The following is a 12,576-nucleotide window of genomic DNA, read 5'->3' as shown; positions in this document are numbered from 1 at the left end:
CTCGGCTCGCGCCCCGTTACTTACGCGGGAGCAGTTCCGGCAGGTTCGCGACGCGGACCGCGGTCACGGCCATCACCTGGGCGCCCTGGAGCAAGTTCGGCTCCTTCGCCTTGTCGAACGTGTCCGACTGCGTGTGGTGCGTAAACCGGTATTCGTCCATGTCTTGCTTGCACGCGAACCCGGGCACGCCGGCGCTCTCGAACGGCAGGTGGTCGGTGCCGCCCATGCCGGCGATGTCGAGCCCCTTCCAGCCGTCGATTGCCTTCAGCGATTCGAGTTGCGGTTCCAGGATCGGGATGATGTTCTTGCGCCCCTGCGTACCGAACCCGAGCACCTTACCGGTACCGGTGTCGTGGACCAGCGCCACCGAGTGCTTCGGCATGTCTTCCTTGTGCTTCTCGACGTACTTCTTCGAGCCGTACAGCCCCTGCTCCTCGCCGGTAAACAGGCAGAACCGGATCGTGCGCTTCGGCGGCTGACCGTCCTTGGCGAGTTTCGCGACCGTGCGGGCCGTTTCGAGAACGACACAGCTCCCGGTGCCGTTGTCGGTGGTACCGCTGCCCAGTTCCCACGAGTCGAGGTGCGCGCCGACGACCACGATTTCGTCCGGCTTCTCGCTCCCGCGGACCTCACCGATCGTGTTGTAAACGACGATCGGGCCGGGGATGAACTTGTTCTCGATCTCCACTTCGACGCGGGTCGTTTCCTTCTCGCGGGACGCGAGCCGATACAGGAGGGCGTAGTGCTCGTGGGCCATGAACACGCGGGCCATGCCGCTCTCGGCCGCGGCCCGGTCCCCGCGCCACCCGCCGGTGGTCACGAGCAACCCGTGCGGCTTGGCCGAATCGGTGATTTCGCACGCCGCGCCCTCTTCCTTCGCGAACGCGCGCATCTCACCGGCGAACCCGAAACCGGGCTGTTGCTCGTCGCGAATCCACGAACCGGCCCCGATGTCTTCGGTCGTCGAAGCCGAGTCCTTCTTCGGCTCTTCCTTCTTGAGTTCGTCTTTCTTCGGCTCATCCTTCTTCGGCTCATCCTTCTTCGGCTCATCCTTCTTCGGCTCATCCTTCTTCGGAGCGTCCTTGGACGGCTCTTTCCGCGGGGTCCCCGGGCCGTAACTGGTGTCGGTGATCGGCTTCACGTTCGCAGGGGGCGAGACCATAACAATCGCGTTCTTCAGCTTGCCCTTGTACGCCTGGAGATCGGCCTTGTTGCGGCCCTTGAGGATCACCACGTCGCCGGTCACCTTGCCCTTCGTGCCGGGCGCCCAGCCGTAGGACGCGATCATCAGCGTGCGCCCGTTGTTGGGTTCGACGATCTTCATCTCGGCCTTGCCGCGCTGCCAGCCGTAGGGGATCTCCCACGGTTCCAGGCGCACGTTCTCCAGGCCGTACTCCTTCATCTTCTCCGCGGTCCACTTGTTCGCTCTTTCCAGGCTCGCGGACCCGGTCAACCGGCCGCCGATCTGGTCGGAGAGGTACTGGAGGTTCTTCATGATCTCGGAGCGCGCTTTGATCTCCGAAATGAGCGCCTGGTCCACATCGGCCGCCGCCATGCGCGGGGCCGGCGCCTCTTCGACCGGCGCCGCGGACCGGGCGTCGGTCTTCAAGAGAAGGAAACACAACCCACCGATTACGGCGGGTAACAAAGCGCGGGCAGACGGGGCGCGCAGTGCCATGAGGTAACTCCAGTACAAATATTGATGCGAGTCCGACGAAATGGGGAGGAGTGCCCATTGTGTCCCTGCACGGGCCGGGAAACAATGGGTTAAGTCTTAAATTAAAATTAGAGGAGGAACCGTATGACGGCACTCATCGCTTCACTCGCGATCGCGATTGCGGCCCCAGTTCCTCTGGACAAGGGGCGGGACGCGGAGTTCGAGAAGAAGGTCGCTCCCGCTCGCGAAAAGGCCATCAAATATTTAAAAGACGCGCAGCAACCCAACGGCAGTTGGGACGTATTGCTTTTCAAATCGCTCCTCGAGATGGACGGTGGTACCACGGCTCTTGTCGTGCTGGGTCTGATCGAAGCCGGCGTCCCGGCAAACGATCCGGCCGTAGCCAAGGCGGTTGAATACCTGCTCGCGCTCAAACCGAGCAAGACTTACGTTGTGAGCCTGCGCACTCAGGCCCTCGCCCGGGTCGACGCGACGAAGTACGCGAAGGAAATTCAGGCGGGCGCCGACTGGTTGCTCGAAAAGGCGATCATACGCCAGGGCAAATTGGTCGGCTGGAGTTATCCGGCTACCGAGGTCGCGGACAACTCCAACACACACTTCGCAGTGATGGCCCTCCACGTCGCGGCGCAAGCCGGGGCGAAGGTCGATGCAGACATCTGGCCCAAGATCCGCGACTTCTACGCGGACACACAGCACAAAGACGGCGGTTGGAAGTACATCAACGTTGGTGACGACAAGCCGAGTCACAGCATGACAGTGGCGGCGCTGCTCAGTTTGGCGGTGGCGGTGAAGTACGACAAGAAGGCCACCGACCCCGGTCCGGCGTTCGAGAAGGGCATGGCCGCACTACTCGGTGAAAAGGTGGGCAAGTTCGGTGACGGGAAGAGTTGCGCCTATTCCTGGATGACCACCGCCGAACTCGGGCGCGCACTCGGTTCGACCGAGTTCAAATCGGGCAAGCAAGTTAGGGCCTGGTATCGCGAGGGGGCCGAGAAACTACTGAAGGAACAACAAATGGACGGATCGTGGCAGGCGAGTCGCGCGAACCTCGACAGTAACTACCCCGCCATCACCACCGCGTGCGGGCTGTACTTACTCGGTCGGCCGCTCAAGTAGTGCAGCATTGAGAGGTCTTGGCGCGGAGAGGTGCCAACGTTATGAGAGCCGACCCGCGTTGCCCGCGGGCAGGTTCGAGGGTCACGGATGCCCGGTCGTCGGCCGCTTCTCGCGCTCGTCGCATGTTACGCGATCTCTCTCCAGGCGTGCCTGCACATCAGCAGCACGCCGAGTGCTCCTACCCCTGCGCCAGAACAGACCACCAAAACTACTGCGAAAGCGCCGGTCGAAGCCGAACCGACTACCAATACCGCCCCGCGCAAGGATTTCGCGATTCTGCCGAAGGTTCCCGGAGCGGTCGTACCCAAGGCCCCCAGCGGCAATTCCACGGCTACGAAGACGGTCCCAATTGTCACGAACCCACCGGGGGGAGTGCAAACAGCGAGCGGAGAACCCCAACAGTTCCCGCCATTCACCGCGCCACCCGAACCGCCGTTGTTGGCCGCGGTCCGGGCCTATGTTGAAAACCGCCCGGATCAGGCGATCGAAATCATCCGGACGATGGACAAGAACAATCAGGACTTCGTGCTCGCGGTGCTCCCGATTCTCGCACGCGGCGCGAGTGCCGACCTGATGAACGACCAACTCACCACGGCGGCACTCGTGGAACAACTGCGAGGGGCCATCGCGCGGCTCGAACCGCGCGCCGCTCTCAAGATCGAAAAATTCGTGTTCTGCAGTAAAGTAGAGGGGTTCGGACGGTACACTCCGCGCCCGGTGGCGGAACACTACAAGCCCAATGATCGGATCAATCTGTACCTCGAATTGCGGAACCTCAGCAACCAAATTACGAGCGACGGGTACCGCGTGCACGTTCGCGCCGAGGTCGAAATCCGCGACGCGAAAGAGAACCTCGTTCCGCAATTCCAATCGACCGACCAGCGCGTGCCGGTGGTGCGGTTCGAGGAGAGTCTCGTCACCCGGTCACCACTGTTCGACTTCCACGCTTGCTACGGGTTCGCCGCCCCGACCGTGCCGGGCGTGTACACCGTCACCGTGAAACTCAGCGACGCGACCGGGCGCCGAGTGGTAAAGAGCCAGCCCGCGGAGTTCCGGGTCGCGGGGCCGTGACCGGCTTTGAGGTGTTGGGGCGAAAGCCCTCGCGCTGACTCCGCGTTTCCGACTCCGTAACTTGTACCGGATAGCGAGGCGCGAATGTTCACAACTGATAGCTGAAAGCTGCACGCGGAAGGCTGAGAACGCAACACGATGTCCAACATTTTCTTCCACAGCGGCACGGTCACCCGGGAGGAGCGGTCCAAGCTCCTGCGGCAGACCGGCGCAACGTTGTGGTTCACGGGGTTGTCGGGTTCGGGTAAGTCCACGCTGGCGATGGCGCTGGAACAGGTACTCATTCAACGCGGGCACGCGGCGTACACCCTCGACGGCGACAACGTCCGACTCGGGTTGAACGCCGGGCCGAAGGTTCTGGCCGAAACGCACGGGTACGGCGAAGAACAATCGCAGCGGTTCGGCCTGGGCTTTTCAGCAGCCGACCGCGAGGAAAACGTTCGCCGCATCGGGGAAGTCGCGAAGCTGTTCGCGGACGCGGGGCTGTTCGCGCTCACGAGCTTCATCAGTCCGTACCGCAAGGACCGCGACGCGGCCCGCAAAGCCCACGAGCAGAACAAGACCGGGGCGATTCCGTTCATTGAGGTGTACGTGAACACCCCGATCGAGGTTTGCGAACAGCGCGACCCGAAGGGGCTGTACAAGCAGGCCCGTGCTGCGGTCGGGGCCGGTAAAAGTGTAGGCTTCACGGGCATCGACGATCCTTACGAACCGCCGGTGAAGCCGGAACTCGTTTTCGACGCGGCCGCGCAACCGGTAGAACAGGGCGTCGCGCTCGTGTTGAAGTACCTAGAAGAGAGGGGGCTGGTGAAGGCGTAAGACTGTGCGGGTTTCAGAATGTGAGAGAAAAAGGAGTGGCATCTGCCCGGAGTTTGAACCCTCGAACCCGGGACGCGCACGTTTATAACGCGCTGCGCGGATGCGCCATCCTGCGCGAGTGGCGCGAATGCGCCGCGCTGCGCGGGAGCTTTCGGAACGGATTTTCTTTCTTACATTGACCCGCCTGTTGACCTGACCCAGATTCCCTATTCCACTGCATATAGCGCAGCCGGAGCAACCGCGCGGCGAACCTGAAAAACTCGCCATTTTGACTCAACTCGGCCGCGAGGGCCGCTTGAATGTGCTCCGCAACGAACGTAGAGTTGTCGCGAATCGACTCGCGGGTCCATCAAATTCGGACCCGCGGTGTGTTCGGCTCCCGGGCGGTCCCAAGCCCGCCAGAGCCACCCAACCGGATCATTGGACTGACCATGCCGGCTACCAAACCAAACCGCACCGCCGAGCACCCGACCGAAGGGTTCCGCTCGGCCGTTCTGGCGCCGGCGACGGATCGCCCGGTCCGCGTGTACTTACCGACCGACTACCAACCGAAATACGCATACCCCCTCGTGGTGGTGTTCCACGCCGAAGGTGAGTGCGAAGAGCACTCGGTTCGGTTGGTCCCTCAACTCAGTCGGCGCAATTACATCGTGTTGTGTCTCCGCGGACCGGTCAATCTCGGTTGTCGCGCGGACGGTCGCCCGGCGTTCGGTTGGGGCGAGGGGCAGCCGGACCGGGGGACGAAGGCCGCACTCGCATACGCGACGAGCCAGTTCAGCGTTCATCCCGACCGCGTGTTCCTCATGGGGATCGGTGAAGGCGCCACCGCCGCGTACCGCCTGGGCCTATCGATGGGTACCTGTGCGGCCGGTGTGGTCGCACTAAACGGCCGACTGCCGAAGGGCCGCGTGCGCGCGAATCAGCTCCGTATCCTGATCGGCCACGGCACCGCGAACCCGGTTGTGCCGGTTACGGAAGCCCGGCGCGCTGTGACTCAGCTCACGCGAGCGGGATCGGACGTGCGCATGAACCGCTACGCGACCGCGCACTGCGTTCACGCTGATATGCTCGGCGACGCGAACCGCTGGATCATGGAACAAATTACAGGTAAGTCACTGGCTCACGGCCACTAATGCAGTCGGTTTCGCACGAAGCGTCGTCCGCTCGCGCTGTGAGCGGCAGTTGCACACCAAATCTCCGCAGTTACTCCTTCCCCAACACCAGATCAACGACCCAACACCCGCGCACGTGCGGTGCGTTGGCATCGCGACAGTGGTCGAGCACATCGGCGTTGTCGCACCCGGCGTCTTGGAGCGCGTCCGCCAAGATCGGCATCGCGCCGAAATCCCGCGACTCGTACATGGCCTGTGCAACTGAGAGGACCGTAGAAGTACACCACGCAAGCTGAAAAGGCGCGGTTCGCTCTGGGTAGCCAATCACCTCTCGCAAAAGAGCGTATTGCGCGGTTCGGAAATCCGCGTCGCGTTCGACCTCGCAAAGGAACGCGCCCCATGCCGCTGTTACCGTAGATGCAACCGCTCGGAATTCGCTCTCCGGCACAAGTTCATCCGCACACAACTCGGCAATGTGGACAGCCTCCCACGTGCGCCCGTCGTTCAGCTTGGGCCAAATCGCGCGACAGCACGCGCACTGGTACAGAATCCGCTTTCGCGCACTCTTCCCCGCCCACAGGTGCGCGTCCAACTCCGCTTCGTCCATCGGCCTCTCCTGGAACCGCTCTTAGCGCGACTGATCCAGTGTTCGGATAAGACCGTCGTACCATTTCCCCTACTGAGCGTTCCGTAACACAATGACCGCGTAGCGGCACCAGTTCCCCAAAGCGGGTAAAGCGCGGAGTAAGTGTGTATCGGCCGTGTCGAGGAGGCCCAGCGCGTGACGATTGCGCCACACCCGTCGCACCATCCCGAGAAGTTGAAACCCGCGAACTTCGACCGACGGGAAGATGTCGCGTAGCGGTTGCAGGTCGCGGTGCGTGAGCGGGTGTTCGTCCGGCGTGCGGTCCTTGCCGGGGTACGGGAGCGAGCCGCGTGCGAACCCCAAGAGCGGGTTACCGCCCCACGGTTCGCAGAACACGGCGATTCCGCCTGGTTTGAGGACGCGGCGCAGTTCTGTTCCGGCTTTAGCTAGGTCGAGGTGGTGCAGGATCGCGTTGCCCCAAACTGCGTCGAACGAGGCGGCCGGGAACGGAAGATCTTCGCCGTCGGCAGCGACGCACTCGATGCGCACGTCGTTCGCAGCAGCCCGGGCACGGGCTTCGTTCACGTACCCCGGCGACAGATCGAACGCGGTCACGATCGCGCCGGCTCGGGCCATCGCAACGGCGGCCATACCGTGCCCGCACCCATAGTCGAGCGCGTGCTTCCCACGCAGAGGACCGAGCGCCTCGAACGCGGGGCGCACCCAGGTTTCGTGGTCGAGGTAGGAGCCCGTATCGAACCGGAGGTCGGCCCGGCCCGCGCGGAACGCTTCGGCGCGCTCCGCGGCCTGCCGGTCGTGAAACAGTTGTTCGCTGAGTCGGCGCTCCGTGCCGTGCATGGGAAGCCTTTCCGTTATGGGGGCGAGCACGCGACCCGCCCCGTAACACGAATCAGAACGGGAGCAACGCGGGTGGGATAAAAGCGTACCCGCCAACGACGACGGAGACCAGCCCGACCATCGCGGCGAACAGCCACAGCACGTTCTTCTGCTTGCGGGCCAGCGCCAGCGAGGACGCGACCGCGCCGATTTGGGCCACGAGCATCGCGTAAGAGAGGAATTCGCTCTTCTTGCGGTGCTTGTCGCTCTCGGCCGCGCTCACCTTCGTGCGGATCTCGTACAGGAACCCGATCCCCTGGTTCAACCGCGACTCGGCCCGGTACCGGCGCTCTTCGAGGTCGAAGCCCGTAGCTTGCGCGGCGGTCGCACCCGCGGATTTTTGAGTGGCGTCCGGGGCGCTGGGGTTGAACGCGAGTTGTGCCCGCACCAACCCGTTCGCCAGGTTCAGGATCGGGGTCCATTCCTTATCGGTGTGCTCGGTGTACTTCTCGGCGTCGTCAATCGCCTTGGTGATTTTCGTCATCTCGACGCGCCCGGCCTTTTTGAGCAAGTCGTGCTCGGGTTCGCGGTGCTCGATCGCGTCGCGCAGTTCTTTGATCTTCTCGTCCTCAATGTCGGGCAGTTTAACGGGTGGCGGCCCGCCCTTTTCACCGCGCTCGGTGAGCCACATGCGGGCTTTTTGAAGCTCTTCGGGAGTGGCAGCGTCTTTTAGCGTGACATCGAACTTGGCGGGCGCGTAGCCGGACGAGGCGCGCAACTGAACCGCGGTCGTCTGCATAATCAGCGCGCGGTCCCGTTTGAAACCGGCGAGCGACCACTGGTTCGTCGATTTCGACTGGTCCTGGGCCGCCTGGGACTTCCAGTACATCGCTTCTTGCAGCGCGCCGTTGGACATGGACGCGAACACTGTTGCGAGCGCGGTCAGCGCGATCGGAAGCGCAGCGCCGGCCTTTTCGATGAGGCTCTTCGGCTCCTCGGGCTTGTCGTTCGGGGGCGTCGCGGGGGCGTCGTCGGCCATGATGAGCGTCTCCGTGGTGAAGTGGTCGGACCAGTGTACCCATCCGTTCGGCACCGGTCACGGACCGAGCGGGAACTTCATTGGGGCTTCTTCTTTCTCGACGACTGGCGCAGGCCCCCTTTGGGGTTCGTCGGCACCGGCGGTTTCTTGGCTCGCGCGGGAGCGGGTTTCGGTGCTTTCGGAGCTTTCGGAGCCAATTTTCGCAGTACAATCGCGGCGCGCTCGGCCGCCTTTTTGTCACCGTCACTCGTCGCGGCGGAGAGTGACGCGAGAACCGCGTCGGTGCTCACGTTCAACTTGCCCAGCGCATCGATCGCCGCCCGGCGCACTTTCACCGCGTGGGCCTCGACCGCGTGAACCAGTGCGGCGATCGTTTCGGCTGAGGTGTCGTTGCGTCGGACCAATACCTCGATCGCACGTAGGCGTACCGTCTCCGCACTGTCGCCAAGTAATCGCCGAAGGAACGGGAGAACGGCCGGTGTGTCGAGCCGATTCAGTTCATAGGCGATGGCCGCGCGAATATCGGGGTCGGGATCGTCAACTAACGTCGCAAGCTCCGGCAATAGCGTCGCGTCGTTCAACGCGAACAACGCACTCGCGCAGATTTGCCGGGTAGATTTTTTGACCCGACGCTGAGCGCTGTTGTCTGTTTCATCCGGTACAGCCGCACGTAGAAATTCGCGCAGTGAATCTTTGACTTGCGGTTCGCGCGGGGCGAAATGCGCGACGATCGTGGCGATCGTATCGAGATCGCTCGCGAATTCGGGCCGCCGGGCGAGTTCGATCAACTGCGGGAGGTACGGAAGGAGCGTCGTACCGAACTGTTGGAGCGCGCGGAGCGTGTTGGTTCTGGTGTGCCTCGATTGCGTCGTTTCGAGGGAGGCCATCAGGTCCGGAATGGCGCCGTCCGCTTCGGGGCCAAGGGCGCGGATCAGTTCTACGATGAGTGCCCGGTGCCGCTCGTCGGTCGTGCGGTGGTAGAGGCGGAGCGCGGCAGGTAGGAACGGTAGCGCAACGCGCCCCTGATCTCGTAAACCCTGAAGGATAATCGTGCGCGTGTCGTCACTCTCGGTATCGAGCAACGCAACAAGCTGGTCGCGCCCGCGTTCGCCGACACGGACGAGTGCCGTCACCGCGAACGAATGCGCGTAGTAGTTCACGGGCGGATCGTCGCGAGTGAACAGGGCAACGAGATCCGGAATTGCCGGAACTGCTGCCGGCCCCAGAGCAGCAAGCGCCTCGATTGCGCTCAGTTGACCGTACCCGACGGGGGGATTGCGCACGGCCTCGCGGAGTGCTTCGATCACCCCGGCGGGTGGCTCCTCGAATCGGCCGAGCGCAACCAGAACACCCGCGATCGCGTGCACCTGTTGATCGGCGTCTCGCAACCGAGAGAGTCGCTCGAGAAGTGGGGCCGCAACCGAAGCCGGGAGCTTCTCCCAGTTGCCGATGGCGCTGGTCGCTTCATACGCCACCTCCTCGACCAGATCGCTGAAGAGCGGAGTGAGTGCAGTGAGCGCGCCCGAATCATTTCGCCCAACGATTCCAATAGCGTTAACAGCAAGTTGGCGGTGCTTGGGATCGAGGTTGCTGAGTTGCGCGGTCAGGGCTTTGAGTGCGGCCTTATTACCTCTGGCAATGCTGCCGAGCGTGCCGATCGCGCTTTGCTGGACTTCGGTGCTGAGGTCATCAAGCAACGCAACAACGCGCGGGATTAGAGGAGGCACTAGCGGGCTATCGAATCGAGCGATTGTGGTACACGCCGCTGCGCGCACATCGGGTACCGGATCATCGAGCAAGGCGACAAGTGCCGCGACCACTTCCGGCGTGAGGGCTGCGTAACGACCGCCGCTCCCGAGTTGACGGGCCGCGCTCTTGCGAATCGTCGCGACGCGGTCCTTCATCGCGCGGCATAATGCTCCCGATGCGTCTGCAAATTTCAACCGGCCGAGTGCCTGAACCGCAACTTCGCGCACCGCCACTTCGGGATCATCGAGCGCGCGATCAAACGCGGGTACCGCATCCGCGGTGTCGAGCTGCATTAACCCGCGGATCGCTTCCTGGCGGTCGTCGGGATCGGGGCTGTCGAGTTGTTCAACGAATTCTTGGAGTACGCTCCCCTTCGCGCGCATCGAACCGAGTACCTGGCTCGCCGCGTGGCGCACGCTCCAGTCGTCGTCGGTGAGCGCGGCTTTCAGTTGATCGGTATCGGTGATTCCGGTCGCTCCGATATCCTTGAGGGCTTTCGCGGCCTGTTCGCGCACGTCGCGTTCGGGATCGCCGAGCACGTCGAGTAGTGCGGGGACGGCCTCTTTTGCGCGCTTGCCGATGTTCCGCAAGCACATGCACGCCTGCCGCCGAACTCGTGGTTTCTCGTGCCTGAGTAGCTCGATCAGCCCCGGGACGATCGGCTCCCCAATCACTTCCGCGGCCCGGCGCACATCGATCACGCGCTTATCCGCCGCGAGCGCGGCAAGTAACTTCGGGATCGGGTTCTCGTAGTTGGGTGGCATCCAGAGAGAAACAGCGGGGTGGCGAATCCACGCCCCGCGCGGGTCGCCGCGATCGTCGAGCCAGTCCGCGAAGACCAGCGGCAGGTGCCGGTCGTCGGGCGCGGCCGCGATCGCCGCGATGAGTGCCGCTTCGTCGTTCATCGCACAGCCCCATAATGAGTGGGGTTACGATACCCGTTGCGCGGGCGCCGTGCCACGTCGGGGCGAACACCGGGCGGGCGTCGGGTGTCCTTGATTCTTACTAGCGGATAAAACGCCTCTAACGTTACTCACACAACGGAACACACCCGTGCCCGAAGAAACATCCGACCTCGCCGAAGTTCGGCTCCAAAAGCTCCAGCAGATCGAGGCCCTCGGCCTCGACCCGTGGGGCCAGCGGTTCGACAACGCCCAACCGATCGGCGACATCCGCCAGCTCCCGGCCGAGAACTTCGACGAGACGAAGCCGGGGCCGAAGGTGCGCGCCGCTGGGCGCGTGGTGCGCTACCGCACCGGCGGGAAGCTCCTGTTCCTCGAAATCTGGGACCAGACCGGGCGCGTGCAGTTGATGATCCGCGTGAACAAGGTCACGCCGCAGGAGTGGCAGGTCGCACAACTGCTCGACCTCGGGGATCTCGTTGGCGTGGACGGCGAGTTCGGCAAGACGAAGACCGGCGAACTCACGATCCAGGTCGAGAAGCTGACGTTCCTCACGAAGAGCCTGGAACCGCACCCGAAGGACGTGTTCGGGATGGGGGACATCGAGTTCCGGTTGCGGCACCGGTACCTCGACATGATCTACACCCCGGACACGCTGCGCCGCGCGCACCAGCGCGTGAAGATCATCCGCACGATCCGCACCCACCTCGACGCTCAGGGCTACATGGAGGTGGAAACGCCCACGCTGCACGCGATCGCGGGCGGGGCGGCCGCGCGCCCGTTCGAGACGCACCACAACGCGCTCGACATCGATCTGTTCGTGCGCATCGCGCTCGAACTGCCCCTGAAGCGCCTACTGGTCGGCGGGATCGAAAAGGTGTACGAACTCGGTCGGGTGTTCCGCAACGAGGGCATCAGCCCGCGACACAACCCCGAGTTCACCATGCTCGAACTGTACCAGGCTTACGGCGACTACCGCAGCATGATGGACCTGACCGAGGGGTTGATCGTGGCCTGCGTTGATATCCTGGGGGGCGGGCGCACGATCCCGTTCGGCGAGAAGACGGTGAACTTCGAGCCGCCGTTCCAGCGCGCGAAGTACGCGGACCTGTTCCACGAACACGTCGGCTGCGACATGACCGACGAGGTCGCGGTGCGGGCCGCAGCGCGGGCCGAGAACATCGAACTCGAAATGGCCCCGACGAAGGGCGCGCCGAAGGTCGCGAAGGCGCACGTCGTTCTCGTGCAGGAACTGTTCGAGGACTTGGTGGAAGAGAAGCTGGTCGGGCCGGTGTTCGTGTACGACTACCCGTCCCCGCTGTGCCCGCTGACCAAGCGGAAGCGCGAAAACCCCGCGATCGCGGAGCGGTTCGAGTTGTACGTTCACGGCATGGAACTGGCGAACGCCTACACCGAACTGAACGACCCGATCACGCAGGAGCAGACGTTCACGCAGCAACTGGCCGGGCTGTCCGATGAAGATTCGATGGCCAAGATGGACCACGATTTCATTCGCGCGCTGCGCCACGGGATGCCGCCCGCGGGCGGTTTGGGGATCGGCATCGACCGGCTCGTGATGCTGCTCACCAACACGCAGACCATCCGCGACGTGATCCTATTCCCGCTGCTGCGCCCCGAAGCGAAGTAAGACCAACCGACCGGCCATG

General features: G+C 63.5%; 10 protein-coding genes. 5 read left to right on the top strand and 5 right to left on the bottom strand.

Translation table 11 applies throughout. The features are described from left to right. Window positions 1-16 precede the first annotated feature (16 nt). On the bottom strand, window positions 17-1,678 hold the full coding sequence (locus VT84_RS28055) for a M28 family peptidase (protein WP_082841821.1): 1,662 nt from the start codon (window positions 1,676-1,678) through the stop codon (window positions 17-19). Between the two features lie 123 nt (window positions 1,679-1,801). Here VT84_RS28055 and VT84_RS28050 point away from each other — a divergent pair, with 123 nt between their 5' ends. From VT84_RS28050 to VT84_RS28035, 4 genes are all read left to right on the top strand, one after another. Then, on the top strand, window positions 1,802-2,794 hold the full coding sequence (locus VT84_RS28050) for a prenyltransferase/squalene oxidase repeat-containing protein (RefSeq protein WP_082841820.1): 993 nt from the start codon (window positions 1,802-1,804) through the stop codon (window positions 2,792-2,794). Between the two features lie 87 nt (window positions 2,795-2,881). Next, window positions 2,882-3,865: a hypothetical protein gene (locus VT84_RS28045; protein WP_082841819.1), complete on the top strand. Its 984-nt coding sequence runs from the start codon at window positions 2,882-2,884 to the stop codon at window positions 3,863-3,865. Window positions 3,866-4,003: 138 nt separating this feature from the next. Then, entirely contained in the window at window positions 4,004-4,684 is a 681-nt protein-coding gene (cysC, locus tag VT84_RS28040; protein ID WP_082841818.1) for an adenylyl-sulfate kinase, read from the top strand. A 431-nt stretch (window positions 4,685-5,115) separates the two neighbouring features. Continuing rightward, window positions 5,116-5,817 (top strand): alpha/beta hydrolase, encoded by a 702-nt coding sequence (locus VT84_RS28035; RefSeq protein ID WP_162271871.1) that lies wholly within the window; start codon window positions 5,116-5,118, stop codon window positions 5,815-5,817. Window positions 5,818-5,887: 70 nt separating this feature from the next. Here VT84_RS28035 and VT84_RS40300 read toward each other — a convergent pair whose 3' ends face one another. From VT84_RS40300 to VT84_RS28015, 4 genes are all read right to left on the bottom strand, one after another. Next, entirely contained in the window at window positions 5,888-6,403 is a 516-nt protein-coding gene (locus VT84_RS40300; protein WP_204249846.1) for a hypothetical protein, read from the bottom strand. Between the two features lie 69 nt (window positions 6,404-6,472). Then, the gene (locus tag VT84_RS28025; protein WP_082841816.1) at window positions 6,473-7,240 is read right to left on the bottom strand and encodes a class I SAM-dependent methyltransferase; all 768 of its coding nucleotides are present in this window, start codon (window positions 7,238-7,240) and stop codon (window positions 6,473-6,475) included. 52 nt (window positions 7,241-7,292) lie between these two features. After that, entirely contained in the window at window positions 7,293-8,258 is a 966-nt protein-coding gene (locus VT84_RS28020; RefSeq protein WP_082841815.1) for a hypothetical protein, read from the bottom strand. A gap of 77 nt (window positions 8,259-8,335) precedes the next feature. Next, window positions 8,336-10,912 carry a HEAT repeat domain-containing protein gene (locus VT84_RS28015; protein WP_082841814.1) on the bottom strand — a complete coding sequence of 859 codons (2,577 nt, stop codon included), beginning with the start codon at window positions 10,910-10,912 and terminating at the stop codon, window positions 8,336-8,338. A gap of 148 nt (window positions 10,913-11,060) precedes the next feature. On the opposite strand from VT84_RS28015, the gene lysS reads away from it, so the two are divergent. Then, the gene (gene lysS / locus VT84_RS28010) at window positions 11,061-12,557 is read left to right on the top strand and encodes a lysine--tRNA ligase (RefSeq protein WP_052556006.1); all 1,497 of its coding nucleotides are present in this window, start codon (window positions 11,061-11,063) and stop codon (window positions 12,555-12,557) included. The last annotated feature ends 19 nt before the right edge of the window (window positions 12,558-12,576 follow it).

Source organism: Gemmata sp. SH-PL17 (assembly GCF_001610855.1).
Lineage (GTDB): Bacteria > Planctomycetota > Planctomycetia > Gemmatales > Gemmataceae > Gemmata > Gemmata massiliana.
This window is presented reverse-complemented; position numbering and strand designations above follow the sequence as displayed.